Here is a 21,304-nt window from a genome sequence, read left to right as displayed (position 1 = left end):
TGAAAATTTGGGTTGCCCCGTTCCGTTAAGCCCATCCATGAGGGAGATTCGGTTGAAACTCACACACGCTATCCCCTGGTTTGATACCACGGTGGCCGAATGGTCTGCCGAAGCCCGCTGGCTGCGTTGGCTCACCTTCCTGTGGCTGGGCTTTGGGTTGCTGATTCTCTTTTCCGCCTCCTATGCCGTTTCTGTGACGGAGCAAGGCCACGGTTTGCACTACGTCCTGGTACAGATGATGTGGGCGACGGTGGGCTTAATGCTCTTCAACCGCATTGTTCACACCCCCCTGGATCGGCTGCTGCGGGGGGCGGGTATCGTTCTGCTAGGGCTGTTTGGGCTGGTGCTGCTCACCCTGGTACCCGCCCTGGGCGTCACGGTGAACGGAGCCACCCGTTGGCTACCCCTAGGGCCGTTTATGATCCAACCCTCGGAGTTGCTGAAGCCCTGCCTAGTGCTACAAGGAGCCTGGTTGTTTGGCCGCTGGGATCGGCTGACCTGGGGCAATCGGTTGGCTTGGCTAGGGGTTTTCGTCGCCATTGTGGGGGCTATTCTGCTTCAGCCTAACCTCAGTACGGCGGCTGTCTGCGGCAGCACCCTCTGGCTCATTGCCCTAGCGGCGGGGTTGCCCTATCGCTACATCAGTTTGGCCGCGTTGAGTGGTTTGGCGGCGGCCACCATTAGCGTTAGCATCAAGACCTACCAGCGCCAGCGCATTATCTCTTTCCTCAATCCCTGGGCGGATCCCGGCGATCAGGGCTATCAGCTCATCCAAAGTCTGTTGGCCATTGGGTCTGGTGGCCTCTGGGGCCAAGGCTTCGGCCTCTCCCAGCAAAAGCTCTATTCCCTACCGATTCAATACACCGACTTCATCTTTGCGGTCTACGCCGAGGAATTTGGCTTTATTGGGAGTCTGCTGCTGCTGATCTTTTTGGCCAGCTACGCCACGGTTGCCCTCCTGGTGGCGCTGCGGGTTACCCATCCCCTGCATAAGTTGGTAGCCATTGGATCCATGACGATTCTGGTGGGACAGTCGTTGCTGAACATTGGCGTGGCCAGCGGTGTTTTGCCCACCACCGGGCTGCCCTTCCCCATGGTGAGCTACGGCGGAAGTTCCATGATTGCCAGCCTTGCCACCGCCGCCCTGCTGGTACGGGCCGCTCGCGAAATCCACACTGATCATCCCTTGGCCCTACCGCTGCCCAGCCGATCCCGTCTGCGCCTGCTGAATCAACCCTTGGCGGATAAGCAGGATTAAGTAGGTTTCAAATCAAGATGAGGCCAGCTAGCCCTTGGGCGTCAAGCGCTAACAGACTTTTAGGATTCTCAAGCTAAATGGGAATGACGACACCTTGCATGGCCGTCGTCTAGAAGCCGAGCCAGGTAAAAAAGGTTTGTTGGGTTACCAGTTCTAGCACCAGCAAGGCCACAAATCCCACCATGGCAAAGCGACCATTGATCCGCTCGGCGTAGGCGGTCCAACCAAAGGCAGGGGCATCGGCGGCGGGGCTGGGGGCTATGGCCTCTGGGGTGGCCGATGGGGATTCAGCGCTAGGGGCAGGGGTGGTCATGGCTAAGAACAGTAAAGGCCAGAGGTTATTGTAAACCTTTCCGTCTGCCCTAGGCTTCCGCCAGAAAGCGCCCTGGGCTTAACGCCGTCAGCAGGTCGTCGGGCTGACCAACTGCGGCCTGGGCAAAGCGCTGGGCAATGGGTGGCAGATAGACAAAGGGGCCGTTGAAACCCGCCATTAGGTCAATGCCCTCCACCCCGGACAGGGGGCCAACCAGGGGCAAGCCATCGCGGCTGAAGCTGACGGGGCAGCGGTGCCAGTGGCCCGGTAGGGTGCTCAGCCTAGGCAAAATACCCGCTAGGGTAGATCGCAGCCGTTGGATACTGGCGCTGGTGTCAGCGGAGCTGTCTAGTCCGGTGACGGTGTGGCTAATTTGGCCCAGGCAGAGGTGGTGATCGCGAAACTGTATCGCTCCACCATCAATGATCGAGGGCGTCACTTCGTGGCCCGGTTCGTCCCAGAGGTCATCGATTTCAGGGCGGCTTGCCTTGGCCTCTAGCTCAAAGCGCTGGGTCATCGCTGGCATCACCAGGGTGCGAAGGGTCATTTCTGGCGCAGGCAGGGTTTCGATGAGTTCGGCCTGGGTGTGATAGATCGGCACCTTTACCCCTGCGGTGGCCAGCAGTTGACGGCTAAAGGCTCCAGACGCCACCAACACCCGCTGGGCTGGATAGGCTTGCTCAGCGGTGAGAATACCCGTTATGCGGTCTTTGATGCGCACCACTCCCGTCACCTGGGCGATCATCCGGGTGCCCCCTAGCCGCTGAAAGGCTTGGTTATAGGCTGATACCACCGCCACCGGAGACACATGGCCATGGCGCACGGTAAAGGCTCCAGCCACCGCTGGGCCAGTTAGCAGAGGTTCTAACGCCTGGGCCTCGGCATGGTCGATAAACCGGGGTGGCGTGGCAAATTGGGCATATTCCGCCGCCAGGGCTTGGAGATCATCATCGGGGGCCACCGTCAGCAGCAGGTCTAGCTCTCGAAATTGGGTCTCAAAGCCTAATTCCGCCGACAGTTGGCGGTGTTTCGCGATGCCCTCCTGGCAGAGGGTACGGGTGAGGTCACAGGTGCCCGCCCAGTAGGGAATGCCGCCATAGCTGTAGCGGGTGGCGTTGGCGGGGGTGAGGTGTTGATCCACCAACAGCACCGATAGCCCCTGGCGGGCCAGTTCATAGCTGGCGGCAGCCCCCACTAGGCCATTCCCCACCACAATCCAATCAAAGGTTTGCATGATTACCACACATTAAAACGGATGCAGATAGGCCGAGATGGCCCGGAGATGCCCCTAGAAAGCCTTAGATCGCCCCACCCCCTAAAGAGGCAGAAAAACCCAGCGATGAATGAACCGCCTGATCCTCAGTGCACCCACCATATAGACCCAGCACCACGCGGACTAGGCATGAATTTGGCTCAGGATTTGGCGCAAACGGTCGTAGTCGTCCTTCAGCATTGTGCTGAGGGTGCGGCCCGCCTGCACCAACCAAGCCCGATCTAAATTGCGGGTTTGATAGCCCTGGCGCACCACCGCCGCCACCAGACTATCCACCGGAGCTTGGCTGAGGCCCAGCAGAGCTCGTAAAAAATCCAGATTATCCATAAATTCCACCACCGTCTTAGCCGGACAGCGATAGACGGCCTGATGCACCTGGGGTGGACGGGGAGGCAGGTATTGAAACATTGGCCCGGTCGGTTCCCCGGCCAGATTGGGAGACCTAAACCCCATAATCGCCACCCGAAACTCGGTTTTCAGCATGGCGAAAATTTGTGGCTGCTGTTCCCGCAGGTCTGCGAGAGAAAGCCCCAACGCCCTAGCCCGATGCACCGAATCAATGGGGCTCGTGGTGGCATGGTAGACCACGCCATAGATTTGGTTGCCCGATTCCTCATCCTGGGACATCACCCAACTGCCAAACTCCGGCATCACCGGAAAGCTCAGGCCGTCAGGATCGAGACACTGGGCCAAAAATTCCGTCGTGGAGGTTTCAATCACCTCCGCCAGGTGATCCGGCGGGCGGGGCGGAGCTGAGGTAGGCAGGGGCAAACGCATAGAACCCTAGCTGCGCCGTTGGCCAGGGCTAACGGGGGCTAGCTCGTCGAGGTTGAAGGTGACTAACTTATCCCAGTTGCCGCCTTCAAACAAAACAGCCACCTTGCCATCGGTAATGCGCTGCACCAAGCCCTGAAAGCCGTAGTAGGTGTCATTCACATTGGTCACCGTAACAGGAGCACCGGGGAAAATCATCGTCAGCTATCCTCAATCCATCGTGTTCCTTCAGTCTAAGCCAAGGATCTGTCTGAAGAAACTAGAGTCGGGCAAAAAACGTTCTCTGGTAACGATAGGGCACACCCCCTATCCCTAGGGTGCGTGGTGCTGATGCCAGTGGTGGGCGATGTCTACCCGACGGCAGATCCACACCCGCTCATGGCTTTGCACATAGTCGAGGAATCGGGCTAGGGCAGCGGCACGTCCGGGGCGTCCGGCCAGACGGCAATGGAGGCCAATGCTCATCATCTTGGGAGCCTCATCTCCTTCGGCGTAGAGGATGTCGAAGGCATCGCGCAGGTAGGCCAAGAACTGATCTCCTGAGTTGAACCCGGCATAGGTGGCAAAGCGCATATCGTTGTTGTCGAGGGTGTAGGGGATGATCAGGTGGGGCTTGCCGTAGTCCAACGTCCAGTAGGGGAGGTCGTCGGCGTAGCTATCGGCATCGTAGAGAAAGCCCCCCTCTTCCACCACCAGGGCGCGGGTATTGGGACTCATGCGGCCTTGGTAAAAGCCCAGGGGCCGAGAGCCTGCCACCTGGGTATGGATCTCCACCGCTTTGCGAATGTGCTCCCGTTCCGCCTCTACTCCAAAATACTGATAGTCAATCCAGCGATAGCCGTGGCTGGCCATTTCCCACCCGGCCTCCTTCATCGCCGCCACCACCTCCGGGTTGCGGGCCATCGCCATGGCTACGGCATAGACCGTCAGGGGCAGTTCCCGGTCGGTAAATAACCGATGCAGCCGCCAAAACCCGGCCCGACTGCCATACTCATACATCGACTCCATATTCATATTGCGCACCCCCATCAAGGGCGGGGTGCCCACGCTTTCCGACAAAAACGACTCTGAGGCCGCATCGCCATGGAGAATGCAGTTTTCGCCGCCCTCCTCGTAGTTGATCACAAACTGCACGGCAATCCTGGCATTTCCGGGCCACTGGGGATGGGGCGGGGTGCGGCCATAGCCAATCAGATCACGGGGGTAGGCATTCGAGGACGGCATAGGTTTAGGACTAGGTTGAGGACTAGGGCTAAGACTAGGGTTAGGACACTGTATACAATTCAATCAAGCTGGATTTTAGGGCGAATCGGGCCAGGATGGGTAGAGGGGTAGGGGCGGGGTTACCCTGCCCACAGGGGGAATGGAACAGGTAGAGGATCCAATCTGCTGTTGGCTAAGGAATCAGGATAAGGTAGGTTAAGGCGCTTTAGGAGTCCACCGATGTCAGATGTCGCGCTATCGCTAAGCCCGCGTCCGGTCAGCCCCGCCCTCGATTTGGAAGCGGTGAATCAGCAGTGGGCCGATGCCGATGCGAGCCGCCTAGTGCAATGGGGCTACGACACCTTTGGCGATGGCCTGGTGTTGAGTACCAGCTTTGGCATTCAGTCGGCGGTGATGCTGCACTTGGTGACCCAGGTAGTGCCCCAAATTCCGGTGATTTGGGTCGATACGGGCTATCTCCCAGTGGAAACCTACCGCTTTGCCGAAGAACTGACAGAGCGGCTACATCTCAACCTAAAGGTCTACCAATCGCCCCTCAGTCCAGCCCGCATGGAAGCCATCTATGGGCGACTGTGGGAGCACAACGATGTGGAGTCCTTCAACCGCTACGACCACATTCGCAAGGTAGAGCCCATGCAGCGGGCACTGACCGAATTAGGCGCGACCGCCTGGTTAGCAGGGCTACGGGCCGACCAAACCGACCACCGCCGCACCCTGTCACGCATTGGCCAGCAGGGCGGACGCTATAAGATTATGCCCATCCTAAGCTGGACGGCCAAGCAGGTCTATCAATACCTGGTGGCCCACGATTTGCCCTACCATCCCCTGTTTGACAAGGGCTACGTCACCGTGGGTGACTGGCATTCCAGCCGTCCCATTTCCGCCAACGACAAAAATGAGCGCGACACCCGCTTCAAGGGGCTCAAGCAGGAATGTGGTCTACACCTACCCCAATCTCCCGAAGCTGCCGCCAGCTTGGATTCCAGTTCCCTGTAGGCTAGCCATTCCCTACCCTCAACGCCCCATTGTCCACTCCCGACTCCCGACTCCCGACTCCCGACTCCCCAACAGAAACCCCCTGGCATTCAGTACGGCTTTCAATACCTGGGCAATCCCGCAATCTCTGACAGAATAGAGCCGTGGGTTGATCGTTAGCCCGCTGATGTCCCCACCCTCGCGGAGGATCGCTTAACCTATGGATACCAACAACCTGCTGCGACAGTTACTGATGATTGGGGTGGGCACCACCTCCCTGGTGGCCGAGCGGCTGAAGCAGGTGACGGAGGACTGGGTGCAGGAAGGCAAATTCAACCCTGACCAGGCCAAGGGTTTTGTGGATGAGGTGATGGCCCAACTCAACGTCAATAACACTGCCCTCGAAGACCAGTTTCAACGCCTGTTTCGCAACACCCTTCAGGATTTAGGGGTACCTCGCCAAGCCGAAATGGACGAACTGCGTGGACGATTAGATCGCCTGGAACGACAAATGCGCGACCTAGAAAACCGCACCTGGAAATAGCCCCTTGTCTCGATGACCATGCAGCCGTTTTTCGATGGAGTTCTGGGCGGGGTGGCGGCCCTATTCCCCGTAGTGGATCCGATTGGCGCAGTGCCCATTTTTTTGGTGCTCACCGCCGAAGTGCCCAAGGAACTACGCCACCGCTACGCCGTCACCATCGCCCGCAATGTCATCCTCTTGCTGGTGGGCGCGTTGCTGATTGGCGGTAGTTTGCTGGACTTTTTTGGGGTGTCCTTGGCGGTGGTGCGCATTGCTGGGGGAATGGTGGTTTTCCACGCCGCCTGGAAGGCCATGAACTCCGACCCCAAGCTCACCCCGGTAGACAACCAAGACGCCACCCAACGGCGGGAACAACACCGAGATATTGCGTTCATGCCCATGACCATCCCCCTGCTGTCGGGGCCGGGGGCGATTGCCGTCACCGTGGGCCTAGCGGCCCAAACCCGCACCGCCGCATCTCTGCCCCTGGGGCTGCACCTGATCGCCATCACCGTGGCTATTGGGTTGATTGGCCTCAGCATTTTTCTGGCACTGCGATCCTCTAGTCTGCTGCTAAAGCTGCTGGGGGCGAGCGGTATTCAAGCGATGAGCCGCCTGCTGGGCCTATTTGTGATGGCTATCGGCGTACAGCTTATCCTCAACGGCCTTGCGGATTGGCTCACCGACCTCAACCTCGCCTGAATTGCCTTGCCATGAAGCCCTACCACGCTATTCCCCTTGAAGACTGCGGCGAACCCCTGGTGGCCATTCCGCCCGACACCTTCGCTATGGTTGATCCTCACCCCTACCAACAGCTTGGGGCACCCTACGGTGGGCAGTCCCCCTATCGGCTACGGGCGGGGGTTCTGGAGGCCCTCCAGGAAGCCCAGCGGTGGCTTCAGCGGCCATGGCCCCAGTGGCGGATACAAATCTTTGATGCCTATCGTCCCATTGCGGTGCAACAGTTCATGGTCAACCATGCCCTAGGGGAACTTCGGCAGCAACGCTACCCCCAGGCCACGGATCTCACTGAGGCGCAGCAGCGGGAATTGATGGCCGACGTGATCCAGTTTTGGGCTGTCCCCAGCCTCGATCCACGTACCCCGCCCCCCCACAGCACCGGAGCCGCTGTTGATATCAGCCTTGTGGATGCCGAAGGCCACCCCATCCCCATGGGTTCCCCCATTGACGAAATCTCAGACCGATCTTGGCCCAATTATTTTGCCAATCACCCCGATCCAGAGACTCAACGGTTCCACCACCATCGCCAAATCCTCAATCAAGCCATGGCCTCCGCTGGCTTTTGTCGCCATCCCCAGGAATGGTGGCATTTTTCCCTGGGCGATCAGCTTTGGGCATGGCTTCAGCGAGAGGCCGATCCGAGCCAGCCCGTCATCGCCCGCTACGGTTGCGCCGAACCGGAAATACCCACGCCCCTAGCCCCCATAGGCCCAGGTAAAACACCACTGTAAGGTCAGCCGGACAGCGGGGCTATCTTCGTCCCTATCCAAGTCGCGCAGGTGAACCGTCGTACCCTGGGCTAGCGCCGCCATGGCCGGGGCATTCTGGGCCAAGTCCTGCTCTACCAGAGCAATTAGGTTGGCCATGGTTTGATGGTTGGCCCAATCTCCGGCCTGGGTGGTTTCGATCACCGCATCCCCCGGTAGGGCTAGCGGCATCGTAGGTAACAGCCGACCGCTGCCTAGGTCAATGATCCAGGTTTTCGAGGACGTGATCAGGTGCATCAATGGACGCAGGGAAAGAATACCCTGCTGCCATCCCCGCCCAGGGGACAACGCCTGAGCGGGCAATCCGCCCATCAGTTGCATCACCCGTTCCGAACTTTGGGCCAAATACCAGCGGAACCGGGGCCACAGATCCGCCACCAGCACCGGAGCCCGCACGAAGGTGTGCTTAAACAGCCCCTTTGGCCCGTCGATGCCCTGGGTGGCCCGGTAGGCTAGGGTGGCCCAGGCCAATTCCCGTTCGTCGTCGGGCCTTGCCCCATCCTCCGGCCCAAGTTGGGCGATTCCCTGCACCAAAACCCGCTGGGCGTGGCTATGGAGGAACCGTTGCACCCAGTCCTCATCGGTGAAGGTGATCCAGTCCCCTAGGATGCCCTCCGTGGAAGGTACGGCCTCATCCATCAGGGTGTTGGCAAAGTCATCCAGGGTAAACGCCGTGGAGTCCGTTGGCTCTAGGGAGACGGTGGGTAGGGCCGGACTGGGGGCCGTGGCTAGGGCGGTACCGCCCCCCTGCACGCCCATATCCGCCACGTACAAATGCAGGCGCAGGGTTGCCGTTTGCCAAGGCTGAAAGGGGCACAGTGCCTCTACCCGTCGCCCGGTTGTTAAGACCTCATACAACGCAGGTTGAGTGCAGGCCACCACCTCCATCACCCCCGCCGTCAGCGCCTCTACCGAGATCCAATCTCCAGCCAAGTCGTGATCCAGCAGGGAGATCATCGTCTCTGGGGCCAGCCAAAGGGAGGGGGAGGGATCCGCCTGGGTGACTAAGTCCAGGGCATAGGTGGCTTGTTCCGTTGTCAAGGTCAGCACGGGTACCAGCCGCACCACGCTCGCTGTCCCCGTTCCGGATCGCCGCACCGTGGCTCGGCCCCCCTCCACCAGGTGCATCACCTCGTAGCCGCTGCTGGCCAACATCCACAACAGCCGAGGAATCAGCGAAGGAATTGGCAGGATCGTGCGTGGCCCCTGCATTCCCAAATCTTGCGCCACAGCCTCTGGGGGCAGGCTCTCCAGCACATTCCACACCTCTTCACTGATGTAGGGAGCCAGCAGTTCTGGGGTGATCAGGGTATCCGCTGACCACCCTGCCGTGGGGGACCGCATCGTCATCACAATGGCGATCAGTTGATCCAGGGCTACCGCCAGATCCGGCGTCTCCACCAGGGACAGGGGAGTGCCGCCCAGCGGTGACAATTCACACATCGACTGCCGTAGCAGAGCCGCCGTTGCCCCCGCTGACCAGGATCCAGTCGGGGGCCAAGGGGATAGGGCAGGCATCACCGTCGCAACCATCGCAATCACCATTCCCCCAACACCAGGGGCTACTTCCTAGAGAATGCCTAGATGGGCCACAAAAGGCGACAACCGCTTAGCAAATCTATGGGAAAGTCTACCCTGGGTTTACCAGGCCAGGTAGGCCAACCGTTGTGCCGTTGCGTTAATTTGATCGGCGTTGGCCACGAGTTGACCGCAGGCATCCCAGGTTCCAGCCAAAAACGCCTGACGCACCCCCTCCGGCATCTCCACCGCCGCCGACTGATCGCCATAGTGAACCCGCAGGTTCTCTAGGTCAAGGGTCACCGCCGCCTGAGGATTAGCCGTTAAGACCTGCTGCACCTGGGTTACCACCTCCGCTGAGGCCGTTACGCAGGGCACCCCAATGGCCACGCAATTGCCAAAGAAGATTTCCGCAAAGCTCTCCCCGAGAATACCGCGAATCCCCCAGCGGGCAATGGCTTGGGGCGCGTGTTCCCGAGACGATCCACAGCCGAAGTTGCGGTTTACGACCAAAACCGATGCGCCCTGGTATTGATCCTGATCAAAGGGATGGGCACCGGATAGGGTACTGCGATCATCCGCAAACACCTGTTTCCCCAACCCGTCAAAGGTCACACACTTGAGAAACCGAGCCGGAATAATCCGATCCGTATCAATATCATTTCCCACCAAGGGAATCCCACGTCCAACCATGTGTGAAATCTTAGACATCACTCTCCCCTACCATTTCAACGTCAACGACTATAGCGGTTCTCTGATGGATAAGGTACCCCTACCCCTACAGCCTATAAATAAAGGGTTTAAGCCCCTTACCTGTGCCGTATCTGACTGAAATGGCTACCTATCCGTATTGCGAAAGAGGCTCTGGAGCGCCTACAGGTTTGGTCTTGGGACGAATCGGGGTTTAGTTTTAAGGTGAACAGACGTAAGACCTAGACAAAGCGATGTATTGCAGAGTATTGTAGACGACTTTTTAGGTGGCTTTCCTCACCGTGAACACCCGGTAGTTTAATACTCTACAATCACCGGGGTATGGTCGCTAGGTTTTTCTAGGCGGCGGGGGGCGAGGTCAATCGTGCAGGCGGTAGCCCGTGCGTACAATGGGGCCGAAAGGTAGTGGTGGTCGATGCGCCAGCCCAGATTGCGACGGAAGGACGCGGCACGATAGTCCCACCAGCTAAAGTGTCCGCCCTCGTCGGTGAACTTGCGAAAGGCATCGGCCAAACCCACGGAAAGCACGTCCCGTAGAGCCTCCCGCTCCACCGGGGAGGACATGATGTGTTTCTCTTTGCCCTCAGGGTTGTAGAGGTCTTTGTCCTCTAGGGCAATGTTGAAATCGCCGCAGACGTTGAGGTTGGGATACTCCTTCAGCAAGGCCGCTAGGTATTCCTTCAGGCAGGCCAGCCACCTCAGTTTGTACTCGTACTTTTCGCTGCCGACGGAATTGCCATTGGGCACATAGAGATTCACCACGTAGGCGTCGCCACACTGTCCGGCAATGACGCGCTTTTGGTCGTCCAAATCACCGACTCGGTCTGCCCCTAGCACGGCGGCAAACCCCCGCTGCACGTTCTCCAGCGGCTGGCGGCTGATCAATGCCACCCCGTTGTAGGATTTTTGGCCATAGATCTTGGTGTGGTAGCCCAACTCCTCAAAGGCCGCTGCCGGAAAGTCGGTATCCACCACCTTGGTTTCCTGCAAGCACAGCACCTCCACCGGGTTAGCCTGGAGCCATTGCACGGCATGGTCAAGGCGGGAGCGGATGGAGTTGACGTTCCAGGTGGCAACTTTCATGGCAAGCAGGGCACAAAATCAAGGTCTTCTAGCTTAACGATGGATCGGTTCCCAGGGAAGTCGTTAGGAGAAAAATGCGTTACCCAGGATTCCCCACTCACGTATGGGCTGACCAATAAAACGGATGGATCAGTTCTTCTGTTGATCTGACTTTACCTGGTCACCGTCCGTTTACCAGGGGCCAACAGCGCTCCCATCGCCAGGGTCAAGGCCTGGGGCCATAATGGATAATGTCAATCTGAGGGCAGGTGAACCGAATTTCTATGGTGTATGTGGGCATGGTGGGGACAGGGTTTGTGGCTCGGTTGCGGGCCGAGGCTCTCGCTGCCGATGGCCGGGGGCGGTTGGTGGCGGTGGCGGGTCACCATCCCGAGGATACCCAAGCCTTTGCCCAAACCCACAAGGCCGTAGTAGAACCCGATTGGCCCACCCTCATCGCCCGACCCGATCTCGACCTGGTGATGGTGTGCCACATCAACAGTGACCACGGGGCGGTGGTGCGGGCCGCGTTGGAGGCCGGACGCCATGTGGTGGTGGAATATCCCCTCGCCCTGGACTGGCAAGAGGCTCAGGATTTGGTGGATTTAGCCCGATGCCAGCAGCGGCTTCTCCATGTGGAGCATATTGAATTGCTGGGGGGCAGTCATCAAGCGTTGAAAGCCAACCTATCTGTGATCGGTACGCCCCACTACACCCGCTACGTCACCCTGTCGCCCCAGCGTCCGGCCCCCCAGCGGTGGACGTACCAGCCGGATCGTTTCGGGTTTCCCCTGGTGGGTGCCCTGTCCCGTGTTCATCGTTTGGTAGATGCCTTTGGCCCCGTAGCCCAGGTGTCGGGCCAAAACCAAGCCTACGGCTGGCAGGACGGCCCCGACGGTCTACCCTGCTACCGCACGAATGTTTGTGCCGCCCAGATCACCTTTCAATCCGGGGTGCAGGGGGAATTGCTCTACGGCAAGGGAGAGGCCATCTGGCAGGCGACACGACGGCTAGAGGTCATGGGTTCCGAGGGGAAACTGGTGATCGATGGCGACGTGGGCCAGGTGATCACCGCCGAAGGCACCACCCCCATGGAGATTGGCTCTCGCCGGGGGCTGTTTGCCACCGATACCCGTGCCGTGTTGGATCACCTCTACCAGGGCACCCCCCTCTACCTCACCCCAGAAGCCAGCCTCTATAGCCTGCGAGTGGCCAACGCCATCGCCGAATCTGCCCAAACGGGGCAAACCGTCGCAATGGCGGAATCGCCTCCTGGGATGTGGCCCTAGTCCCCCCTGGGGGGAATTCGTCTAGGATAGGAAGACAGTTCAGACGGCAGCTATGGCGCGATCACGGCTACAGAAATTGGGCACCTACCTCGGCCCCCACTGGCCTAAGGCAGCGATTGGGGTGGGGGCATTGTTCCTGGTGAACGTGCTGGGGGTGTGGATTCCGCTGCTGATTCGCGACGGCATCGACGAGTTGCAGGTCACCTTTAGTTACAACCGGGTGCTGTACTACGCCCTCATGGTGCTAGTGCTAGCCTCGGTGATGTGGGTGATTCGCATGGTGTCGCGGATTACCCTGTTTGGGGTGGGTCGGCAGGTGGAGTTTGACCTCAAGCAGCGCATTTTTGAGCATCTGCTGAAGATGGAGCCCGCCTACTTTAGCCGCAACACCGCCGGAGAACTGATCAGCCGCGCCACCAGCGATGTGGACAACATCCGGCGGTTGCTGGGCTTTGCCATCCTCAGTATTGCCAACACCGCCTTTGCCTATGCGTTGACCATTCCGGTGATGCTGTCCATTAGTGTGCGGCTGACCCTGATTTCCCTGGTGGTTTATCCGGTGATGCTGGTGTTGGTGCAGTCCTTCAGCAACCGCCTGCGCCACGAGCAACTTGAGTTACAGGAGCGCCTGTCCCGCCTCAGCGACCTGATTCAAGAGGACATGAGCGGCATTGCCCTGATCAAAATCTATGCCCAGGAGGACAACGAACGGCAAGCCTTCCAGCGCCTCAACCAAGACCTGCTGCGGGCCAACCTCATCCTGTCGAAAACCCGCAACACCCTGTTTCCGCTGCTGGGGGGGCTGGCTAGCATTAGTCTGCTGGTGATTTTGGCCACCGGGGCAGGCACCATTGCCCAGGGCGGCATCACCGTTGGCGACTTTGTGGCCCTGCTGCTGTATGTGGAGCGACTGGTGTTTCCCACCGCTCTGCTGGGGTTCACCATCACGGCCTACCAGCGGGGCGAGGTCAGTATCGACCGGGTGGAGGCGATTCTGGAGGCGGAGCCCAAAATCCAAGACCATCCCCCCCTGGCACCGTTGCCGATCACGGACGTGGACGGACGCCTAGAGGCCCACGACCTCAGCTACACCTATCCCGGCAGCGACACTCCGGCCCTGGATCGGGTCAGCTTTGCCATTGCGCCGGGGGAACGGATCGCTATTGTGGGGCCGATTGGTTCCGGCAAATCTACCCTAGCCAACGCCCTGCCCCGACTGCTGGAGGTGGAACCGGGGCAGCTTAAAATTGACCGCCGTGATGTGTTGGAGGTGCCCCTGCAAGACCTGCGGCGGGCCATTGCCTACGTGCCCCAGGACAGCTTTTTGTTTAGCACCAGCATCCAAAACAACATTCGCTACGGCGTCCCCCTCACCGAGTTTGGTGAGGTGCAGTACGCCGCCAAGCAGGCCCAAATGGACGCCGAAATCCAGAACTTTCCCCAGCAGTACGACACCATCGTGGGGGAACGGGGCATTACCCTCTCCGGGGGGCAACGGCAGCGCACCGCCCTAGCCCGCGCCCTGGTTACGGATGCGCCGATTTTGGTGCTGGATGACGCCCTCTCCAGCGTGGACAACCGCACCGCCACCGCCATTTTAAACGCCCTGTCCGAGGGCACCCAGCAAAAAACCGTGCTGTTCATCTCCCACCAAATGTCCGCCGCCGCCACCGCCGACCGCATTTTTGTCATGGATCGGGGGCGCATTGTCCAGATGGGAACCCACAGCGACCTCCTGGCCCAGGGCGGCCTTTACCGAGAGCTTTGGGAACAGCACCAACTCGAAGTCGAGATCCAGTAATACTAAATCTGGCTGGTTTGCCCCCGGTATCAGCGGGCGAGGTCTCCTCGTCCCTAGGGTTTGCTGGGCTAGGAATCGGAGTTATCCAATTCGGATTTGGCATCACAACCCCTCAAACCATCGTCCTTCACCGATGGTCTCGCCCTGTTTCGCTGGGTTCCTAGAGAGAGCGAGACTCTTATCACCATTGAGAGTTGAAAACTGGGTCAACCGCCCACGCCAGCCCAAAAGCCTTGTTTTCAAAGGGCTGTCGGGCAAGTAGTCTACCTAGGCACGGCGGTTACAAACGTTAACAATCCAGGCATTGACAAAGCTAAATGTGAACGCTTCGTTTTATTAAATCAAATATTCGAGTTGTCAAAAGCCTTATAGAGCAAGGATCTCAGGCGATTGATAAGCCGACTTTTACTGTCCCATCGGAAAAGTAGTTCTCAAAAGTTTATTAAGTTTCCTATACTATGGAGGAGCGCAAAGATAGGTATTTATCTCTATCGACTTTGCAGTCCGGTTTGATCCTCTGGTCGTCTTCTAACCCATTTCGACCTCTCCCGCTGAAGTCCTCCGACCTGATCCGCTAGGGTAGGCCGCCGCGAACAGCACCACCAGTAGAGTTTGGCCCTCTGTTAAGCAGGGTTACCCAAACCCTCAAGACCGGAATACCGAGTGCGCTGGCTGTTTTGTACTAACTCTCACGAGAATTGTCATGCTGACCGAGCAATTTCCGTGGCTAACCACCCTAGTTATCCTGCCGCTTCTAGCGATTCTGCCCATTCCCTTCCTGCCCGACCGCAATGGCCAAACCATTCGCTGGTATGCTCTGGGCATCGGCTTTATTGAATTTTCCTTAATTCTCTACACCTTCGCTAATTTTTACGACCTCAACCAGTCTGGGTTGCAACTGGTCGAAAGCTATAACTGGGTGCCCCAAGTCGGCATCACCTGGAGCCTGGGGGCCGACGGCCTAGCCATGCCCCTGGTTGTCCTTAGCGGTTTGGTGACCACCCTGGCGATTTTGGCCTCCTGGAACATCACCAATCGCCCTCGCCTCTACTTCAGCCTGCTGCTGGTGATGTATAGCGCCCAGGTTGGCGTGTTCCTAGCCCAGGATTTGGTCATGTTCTTCCTCATGTGGGAACTGGAGCTAGTCCCAGTCTACCTGCTGATCTCCATCTGGGGCGGGGCTAAGCGCCTCTATGCCGCCACCAAGTTCATCCTCTACACGGCCATCGGCTCCATCTTCATCCTGGTTGCCGCCTTGGCCATGGCCTTCTACGGCGATACCGTCACCTTCAACCTGACGGAACTGGCCCAGAAAGACTACTCGCTCACCTTCCAACTGTTGATGTACGCAGCCTTCCTGGTGGCCTTTGCCGTCAAGCTGCCCATCTTCCCCCTCCACACCTGGCTGCCCGATGCCCACAGTGAAGCCCCCGCTGCCGTATCGATGATTCTGGCGGGCGTGCTGCTGAAGATGGCGGGCTACGGCCTCATCCGCATGAACATCGAGATGCTGCCCGATGCCCACGTGTACTTCGCGCCCATCCTGGTCATCCTCGGTGTCATCAACGTCATCTACGCCTCCCTCACCGCCTTCGGCCAAGACAACCTGAAGCGCCGCATGGCCTACTCCTCCGTCGCTCACATGGGCTTCGTGCTGATTGGCTGCGCCTCCTTCACCACCCTGGGCATGAGCGGCGCAATGCTGCAAATGATTTCCCACGGATTGATTGCGGCGGTCATGTTCTTCCTCTCCGGTGTCACCTACGAGCGCACCCACACCCTCGACATGGATGTGATGGGCGGCATGGCGCGTAAGATGCCCACCACCTTCGCCTTCTTTACGGCGGCCTCCCTGGCCTCCCTGGCCCTCCCCGGTATGAGCGGTTTTGTCAGCGAAATCGCGGTCTTCCTGGGTTTGGCTACCAGCGATGTCTATAGCACTACCTTCAAAACGGTGATCATCATCGCCGCCGCCGTGGGTGTGGTGCTCTCTCCCATCTACCTGCTCTCCATGCTGCGCCGCATCTTCTACGGCGATACCGGGGCTGTGGTTGCCAAGGTGCCCAACATCATCGACATCCGCCCCCGCGAAGCCTTCATCGCTGCCTGCCTGCTGGTGCCCATCATCGGAATTGGCATCTACCCCAAGGTGGCCACCCAGGTCTACGACATCAAAACCGTGGAGGTGGCTAGCCAAATCCAAAACACCCTGCTGGTGGCCGAGCAACCGGGCAACCTCTACGCCCACGTCTTCACGCTCCCCAGCACCACCGTGGCCGAGGCCCCTAGCCTAGTCACCAGCCAAATCGACTAGGTTTGGACATCGGATGTAAACCTCAAGTTTGTCTGACATCATCACTCAAATCAGCAGATTCACCTAGGCAGCTTGCCTAGGTGTTTTTTTCGGCCCTGCCAATTTTTAGACTGTCCGTTGGGAACCCTTAGATCCAGGCGACCTTTGCCAGCATGGCATTAGGCCATCAACCCAGGCATCCTGGGCCAAGCCATTACCTCGCCTCGATCTCCCACTTTGTATGGATTCAACCTTGAACTATGGCTAAGTCTCACCGCTGTCCCCATTGCCAAAGCTCCAACTTGTTGCGGATTGGCGTCTCCGGTATCCGGCAATGTTCCCAATGCAAAGCCTATGTAGACCTGCGTTCTAGCGGCTGGTTGACGCGATTGATTAGCAAAAAACGCGCCGCCTAGACCATCGGTACAGAAATCCGGTTTCTTGCTCAGATCCCAGGTAATACCTTTGATCTGCCATGAAGAAACCGGGTTTCTAAGCATCTAGGGCTTAGGGTGACGGATAGCGGCGGACTTGGTATTCCCTAGCATCAATGAGGCGATAGGGAACCCCTAGGGCCGCTTGAAACTGGGCATCAATCTGCTTCAAATCGTCCTGGGGAATGGCTTTCCACTGGTCACGAGTTTGCCAGCGAATAACGGCAATCACCTGATCCGCAAGATCGGGGGAAATCCAGACTTCCTTGGAAACAAAGCCGGGATACTGACTGAGGGCCGCTGTCCAAATGTCGTGGTCAACCCGAATAAAAGTTTCTCGATGTTCCGGTGCCACCGCAAAGGTGAGCCATTCAATGACCATAGTGTTTACCATCAGCAAGCCTAGGGTCATTGTAGGGTGACTTTTAGATCGGTGGGATCATCTCAGTGGGGGCAATCACCAGCCCAAACCCAGGGCAATGTATCGAATTCGGTAACGGCGGCGGGGATCAACGTCCCCTGTGTCAGATTGAGAGTCTAAGCTCCATTGAATTTAGAGGATCTCAGGATTTTGGACAATCGACATTTTGATGTGAGGAACGCCACCATGATGGATTCTAGTCGCCCCCGAATAACGACTCTGCAACCGGGTCGCATGGCCCAACGCTTTTCTGCTGCCCTACTTGCTTCGGCGGCACTGGCTTCTGGTTTTGTGTTCACCCCTGTTTTTACCCCCACCGCCATGGCCCAAGAAACCCTGCTCCGCACCCTGACTGTGACTGGCCAAGGCCAAGTTTCTGTGCAAACCACCAAGGCCCAGGTGTCGCTGGGGGTGGATGTGCAGGGCACCGATGCCGCCACGGTGCAGCGGGAGGTGGCGCGACGGTCTACGGCGGTAGTGGAACTGCTGCGGTCGCGTAATGTGGAAAAACTGGAGACCACCGGAGTACAACTCAATCCCCAATACACCTACGAGAACGGACGTTCCGAAGTGGTGGGCTACACGGGCAGCAACACCGTTAGCTTCCAGGTGCCCACCGAGGCCATGGGGCCAATTTTGGATGAGGCCGTCAACGCGGGGGCCAACCAAATCCGGGGCATTAACTTCATTGCCGAGGATGCCGCCCTGGAAACGGCCCGCCAGCAAGCCCTGCGGGAGGCCGTCAACGATGCCCAGGCCCAAGCCAACACCGTGCTGAGTGCCCTCAACCTGGGGCCGCAGGAAATTGTCACCATTCAAATTAATGGGGCCAATATGCCCATGCCCGTGCCCATGCCCCGACGGGCCGAGATGGCCAGCGCCTCAGCGGACTATTCCACCCCCGTCATCGGCGGCGAACAGACTGTACAGGCCAGTGTGACGCTGCAAATTCGGTATTAGCCCTCACCCCCAGCCCCTCTCCCCCTGGGCTACGGTGTACACATGAGTCCTTAGTCCTTGACGTAGACGATATAGGGGATCGATCCCCCCTAGCCCCCCTTAAAAAGGGGGGAACCAGATTCAAAGTCCCCCTTTTCAAGGGGATTTAGGGGAGGGCTGGCTCACGACAAAAGAGCAGGTTTGTGATCTGCTGAGGCAATCTTCCAGGTCAGTTCTTCCCCGGCCCGTAGGGGCACTAGGCCCGATTCTCCAAAGGGCAACTCGTCGGGGATGCGCCAGGGGGTTTTGGTGAGGGTGATGGCGTCGGTATTGCGGGGCAGGTGGTAGAAATCGGGGCCGTAGAAACTGGCGAAGGCTTCCAGCTTATCCAGGGCACCCGCCGATTCAAAGGCTTCGGCATAGAGTTCTAGGGCATGGAGCGCCGAAAAGCAACCCGCACAACCACAGTCGCTTTCCTTGCTGTGGCGAGGGTGGGGGGCACTGTCGGTACCCAGGAAAAATTTAGGATTGCCGGAGATGGCCGCTTTCACCAGGGCTTGGCGGTGGGTTTCCCGCTTCAAAATGGGCAAGCAGTAATAATGGGGCCGCAGCCCCCCCTGAAACAGGGCCATGCGGCTATATAAAAGATGCTGGGGCGTAAGGGTGGCAGCAATGCGGTCGGTCTCTAGCACGTAGTCCACAGCTTCGGTGGTGGTGATGTGCTCTAACACAATCCGCAGCTTGGGAAAGCGCTGTCGCAGGGGCATCAGATGGGTTTCGATGAACACCTTTTCGCGATCAAAAATGTCCACCGCCGCGTGGGTCACTTCCCCATGCAGCAACAGGGGTAGGTCGGCCTCCTCCATGGCGGCAAACACCCCATCGCACTGACGAATATCCGTCACCCCAGAATCGGAGTTGGTTGTCGCCCCGGCAGGGTAATACTTCACCGCCTTTACGAACTGAGCCGCCTTGGCCGCAAACATTTCCTCCGGGGGGGTGTTGTCCGTTAAGTAAAGGGTCATCAACGGCTCAAACATCTGCCCCGCAGGCAACGCCGCCAGAATCCGATCCCGATAGGCCTCCGCCTCGGCCACCGTTCGCACCGGGGGCTTCAGGTTCGGCATCACAATGGCACGGGCAAATTGTCTCGCCGTGTAGGGCAGCACCGCCTTCAAGGCATCCCCATCGCGGAGGTGCAGGTGCCAGTCGTCGGGTCGAGTCAGGGTGAGTGTTTCCATGTCCCCATCATATCCGGTTGCCTAGGCCCATTCGGCCCCATTGCGCAGGCCATAGCCCGCCTGACGCAAGGCTTCCCAGGCAGAGTCCAGCTTGTCGGCTTTCACAAAAATATAATCTGTGTCGTAGGTAGATAGGGCAAAGATACTAATTTTGGCAGCGGCCAGCACCTGGGAAATCGCCGCCAAAACCCCTGTTAGTCCAAAATCGAGGGTGCCCTCAACCACCAGCCCCCGCCAGCCCGGTTCGGTTTTATCCGCAACGACAGGCACCTCTTCTGGCACCAGTAGCGACAACTCCTGGGGCGTGCGCATCACGCTAAATACCGATTGATGCAGGATTTCAGCGGGAATCTCGGCGGTGGGTGGCAATCGATGAATCGCAAAGATACCATCCAGAACAGCCAGAGTGAACGCGGGTTCAACAGAAGGCTCAGAAGTATGCGGTGCCATGGTACGCCCCTCCCATGTCTAAATTGGCCTGACTCCATTAGGGATTTTAATTAGGGATGCTCAGCGCCCACACCGAATCCTACAACGCTTGCAGCAGGTGGGCGGCGGCGGTTTGCAAAACTTCGGTGATGACCCACCGCTCCGTGGCTGTCACGACCTAGGCAGTGCCTCCGCCATTATCCATATGCTGTTCAAAGGCTTGACATAGGGCAGTTCTTCCAGGGTTTCTAACCCTACTTCCACATCACCATTCCCCCAGCGCTCTAAGTTAATCACATCCCTGTATAGGGCGCATCCAGACGTTGGGGGAGAGGTCGCTGAAACGAACAAACTTTCGGTGTAACAGGGGCAAATTTGGGCTATTTCAAAGCCGTTCACTCAGTACGGGGACAAAAGTTGAAGCACTTGGTCGAACTCGTCAGAGTGTAAGGCCAGATCGCAACAGGTACGCCGGAGAAAATCACAACCGCAGCGGAAGAGACTCTTGGCCCTGCGGCCATGGGCTTTGATGGCAATCGGTTGGTGCTGATGGTGCCAGAGTCCGCTGCGCATGGCCCAACAGAAGCCCAAGGCGAGGAGGGCAACGAGTTTACTGAGGCGCTCGGCATGGCAGAGGTGAGTCGATTCGAGGTTGAACCCTCGGGTTTTGAGGGCCGAAAACAAGGTCTCGATGCACCCGTCCTTGCCGACAAACTCTCGGTCGCCCGTCAAACACCGCACCTTGGCGTTCGGGAACACCCGCTCAAAGCGTTCCAGTAAGTCAACACGCTTATTACTGTTGCTGTTGCCCCGCTTGTCCAGCATCGTCCAGAATAACGGGAAGGCCACCCCTTCATGGACAATCCCCAGCATCAGGATGTTGAAATGAACGGAACCAAACGACCCATTCGTGCGGTCGAGGCTTAACGTCCAGGGTTGAGGAATCGGGCTCCAACTCACTATCGCCCGGTCAATATCGTCGAAATCCACCGGAAACTCCCGCAAAAACCGCGTCAGACGTTTGTAGTTCGACTCCGGCTTCGCCCGGTTGGCCAACACCGACGACCGTTAATCCAAGTTCACCGTGTCAACTCGGAAGAGGGCCACCAGAAACAGGGCGAGAAAGGTCAGTCGGGCACCATGCCACGGCAGATGGATGCGTAGGGCCGCTTGAAGTCGGTTCATCTGAGTCATGGGGAGGGTCTCGCTAAGGTTGTAATCATTCCTAGCTCACCTCCCTATTCCTCAGTCTGTCACCCCCTCCACACAGAAGGCTTTCAGCCAATCACCCCAAGTTTTGTCCCTGTACCGTGCCGCG

The 21,304-nt window shown here is 58.4% G+C and carries 21 protein-coding genes and 1 pseudogene; 10 read left to right on the top strand and 12 right to left on the bottom strand.

The genetic code is table 11. The features are described from left to right. Nucleotides 1–52 precede the first annotated feature (52 nt). Nucleotides 53–1,258: an FtsW/RodA/SpoVE family cell cycle protein gene (locus H6G62_RS02100; RefSeq protein ID WP_199324678.1), complete on the top strand. Its 1,206-nt coding sequence runs from the start codon at nucleotides 53–55 to the stop codon at nucleotides 1,256–1,258. A 109-nt stretch (nucleotides 1,259–1,367) separates the two neighbouring features. On the opposite strand, the gene H6G62_RS02095 is transcribed toward H6G62_RS02100, so the two are convergent. From H6G62_RS02095 to puuE, 5 genes are all read right to left on the bottom strand, one after another. Beyond that, nucleotides 1,368–1,571, bottom strand: a complete 204-nt coding sequence (locus H6G62_RS02095) for a chlorophyll a/b-binding protein (RefSeq protein WP_190492456.1) — start codon at nucleotides 1,569–1,571, stop codon at nucleotides 1,368–1,370. Between the two features lie 49 nt (nucleotides 1,572–1,620). After that, entirely contained in the window at nucleotides 1,621–2,805 is a 1,185-nt protein-coding gene (locus H6G62_RS02090) for an FAD-dependent oxidoreductase (RefSeq protein WP_190492455.1), read from the bottom strand. 162 nt (nucleotides 2,806–2,967) lie between these two features. Continuing rightward, the gene (locus H6G62_RS02085) at nucleotides 2,968–3,621 is read right to left on the bottom strand and encodes an HAS-barrel domain-containing protein (RefSeq protein WP_190492454.1); all 654 of its coding nucleotides are present in this window, start codon (nucleotides 3,619–3,621) and stop codon (nucleotides 2,968–2,970) included. Between the two features lie 6 nt (nucleotides 3,622–3,627). Continuing rightward, nucleotides 3,628–3,816 (bottom strand): NAD(P)H dehydrogenase subunit NdhS, encoded by a 189-nt coding sequence (locus H6G62_RS02080; RefSeq protein WP_190492453.1) that lies wholly within the window; start codon nucleotides 3,814–3,816, stop codon nucleotides 3,628–3,630. 114 nt (nucleotides 3,817–3,930) lie between these two features. After that, nucleotides 3,931–4,842 carry an allantoinase PuuE gene (gene puuE, locus H6G62_RS02075; protein ID WP_190492452.1) on the bottom strand — a complete coding sequence of 304 codons (912 nt, stop codon included), beginning with the start codon at nucleotides 4,840–4,842 and terminating at the stop codon, nucleotides 3,931–3,933. Between the two features lie 219 nt (nucleotides 4,843–5,061). Here puuE and H6G62_RS02070 point away from each other — a divergent pair, with 219 nt between their 5' ends. The 4 genes from H6G62_RS02070 (at nucleotide 5,062) to H6G62_RS02055 (ending at nucleotide 7,812) form a co-directional block, all read left to right on the top strand. Further along, nucleotides 5,062–5,838 carry a phosphoadenylyl-sulfate reductase gene (locus H6G62_RS02070; RefSeq protein WP_190492451.1) on the top strand — a complete coding sequence of 259 codons (777 nt, stop codon included), beginning with the start codon at nucleotides 5,062–5,064 and terminating at the stop codon, nucleotides 5,836–5,838. Nucleotides 5,839–6,037: 199 nt separating this feature from the next. After that, nucleotides 6,038–6,361 carry a phasin family protein gene (locus H6G62_RS02065; protein ID WP_190492450.1) on the top strand — a complete coding sequence of 108 codons (324 nt, stop codon included), beginning with the start codon at nucleotides 6,038–6,040 and terminating at the stop codon, nucleotides 6,359–6,361. A 12-nt stretch (nucleotides 6,362–6,373) separates the two neighbouring features. After that, the gene (locus tag H6G62_RS02060; protein ID WP_190492449.1) at nucleotides 6,374–7,042 is read left to right on the top strand and encodes a MarC family protein; all 669 of its coding nucleotides are present in this window, start codon (nucleotides 6,374–6,376) and stop codon (nucleotides 7,040–7,042) included. Nucleotides 7,043–7,053: 11 nt separating this feature from the next. After that, nucleotides 7,054–7,812 carry a M15 family metallopeptidase gene (locus H6G62_RS02055; protein WP_190492448.1) on the top strand — a complete coding sequence of 253 codons (759 nt, stop codon included), beginning with the start codon at nucleotides 7,054–7,056 and terminating at the stop codon, nucleotides 7,810–7,812. Here H6G62_RS02055 and H6G62_RS02050 read toward each other — a convergent pair. The 3 genes from H6G62_RS02050 to xth form a co-directional block, all read right to left on the bottom strand. Continuing rightward, nucleotides 7,777–9,393, bottom strand: a complete 1,617-nt coding sequence (locus H6G62_RS02050) for a hypothetical protein (protein WP_190492447.1) — start codon at nucleotides 9,391–9,393, stop codon at nucleotides 7,777–7,779. The two genes, H6G62_RS02055 and H6G62_RS02050, sit on opposite strands and share 36 nt — an antisense overlap. 96 nt (nucleotides 9,394–9,489) lie before the next feature. Beyond that, nucleotides 9,490–10,077 carry a 3-isopropylmalate dehydratase small subunit gene (gene leuD, locus H6G62_RS02045; RefSeq protein WP_190492446.1) on the bottom strand — a complete coding sequence of 196 codons (588 nt, stop codon included), beginning with the start codon at nucleotides 10,075–10,077 and terminating at the stop codon, nucleotides 9,490–9,492. Nucleotides 10,078–10,374: 297 nt separating this feature from the next. Beyond that, nucleotides 10,375–11,160, bottom strand: coding sequence for an exodeoxyribonuclease III (xth, locus tag H6G62_RS02040; RefSeq protein ID WP_190492445.1), 786 nt, complete (start codon nucleotides 11,158–11,160; stop codon nucleotides 10,375–10,377). Nucleotides 11,161–11,408: 248 nt separating this feature from the next. Here xth and H6G62_RS02035 point away from each other — a divergent pair, with 248 nt between their 5' ends. From H6G62_RS02035 to H6G62_RS02020, 4 genes are all read left to right on the top strand, one after another. Beyond that, on the top strand, nucleotides 11,409–12,428 hold the full coding sequence (locus H6G62_RS02035; protein WP_347239269.1) for a Gfo/Idh/MocA family oxidoreductase: 1,020 nt from the start codon (nucleotides 11,409–11,411) through the stop codon (nucleotides 12,426–12,428). Between the two features lie 52 nt (nucleotides 12,429–12,480). After that, complete coding sequence (locus H6G62_RS02030; protein ID WP_190492444.1) at nucleotides 12,481–14,229, top strand: ABC transporter ATP-binding protein; 1,749 nt, start codon at nucleotides 12,481–12,483, stop codon at nucleotides 14,227–14,229. A 703-nt stretch (nucleotides 14,230–14,932) separates the two neighbouring features. Further along, nucleotides 14,933–16,543, top strand: coding sequence for an NAD(P)H-quinone oxidoreductase subunit 4 (locus H6G62_RS02025; RefSeq protein WP_190492443.1), 1,611 nt, complete (start codon nucleotides 14,933–14,935; stop codon nucleotides 16,541–16,543). 239 nt (nucleotides 16,544–16,782) lie between these two features. Next, the gene (locus H6G62_RS02020) at nucleotides 16,783–16,938 is read left to right on the top strand and encodes a hypothetical protein (RefSeq protein ID WP_190492442.1); all 156 of its coding nucleotides are present in this window, start codon (nucleotides 16,783–16,785) and stop codon (nucleotides 16,936–16,938) included. Between the two features lie 91 nt (nucleotides 16,939–17,029). On the opposite strand, the gene H6G62_RS02015 is transcribed toward H6G62_RS02020, so the two are convergent. After that, nucleotides 17,030–17,338 (bottom strand): TIGR03792 family protein, encoded by a 309-nt coding sequence (locus H6G62_RS02015; protein ID WP_190492441.1) that lies wholly within the window; start codon nucleotides 17,336–17,338, stop codon nucleotides 17,030–17,032. A 225-nt stretch (nucleotides 17,339–17,563) separates the two neighbouring features. Here H6G62_RS02015 and H6G62_RS02010 point away from each other — a divergent pair, with 225 nt between their 5' ends. Next, nucleotides 17,564–18,337 (top strand): SIMPL domain-containing protein, encoded by a 774-nt coding sequence (locus H6G62_RS02010; protein WP_242051784.1) that lies wholly within the window; start codon nucleotides 17,564–17,566, stop codon nucleotides 18,335–18,337. Between the two features lie 161 nt (nucleotides 18,338–18,498). On the opposite strand, the gene pyrC is transcribed toward H6G62_RS02010, so the two are convergent. The 3 genes and pseudogenes from pyrC to H6G62_RS01995 form a co-directional block, all read right to left on the bottom strand. Further along, nucleotides 18,499–19,557 carry a dihydroorotase gene (gene pyrC / locus H6G62_RS02005; protein WP_190492440.1) on the bottom strand — a complete coding sequence of 353 codons (1,059 nt, stop codon included), beginning with the start codon at nucleotides 19,555–19,557 and terminating at the stop codon, nucleotides 18,499–18,501. Nucleotides 19,558–19,578: 21 nt separating this feature from the next. Further along, the gene (locus H6G62_RS02000) at nucleotides 19,579–20,007 is read right to left on the bottom strand and encodes an ACT domain-containing protein (protein ID WP_190492439.1); all 429 of its coding nucleotides are present in this window, start codon (nucleotides 20,005–20,007) and stop codon (nucleotides 19,579–19,581) included. 378 nt (nucleotides 20,008–20,385) lie between these two features. Continuing rightward, nucleotides 20,386–21,180, bottom strand: a pseudogene (locus tag H6G62_RS01995) (IS4 family transposase). Nucleotides 21,181–21,304: the final 124 nt, after the last annotated feature.

Source organism: Phormidium sp. FACHB-1136, from assembly GCF_014697375.1.
Lineage (GTDB): Bacteria > Cyanobacteriota > Cyanobacteriia > Phormidesmidales > Phormidesmidaceae > Nodosilinea.
The sequence above is the reverse complement of the archived record's forward strand: the minus strand, read 5'-3'. Positions and strand labels throughout refer to the sequence as shown.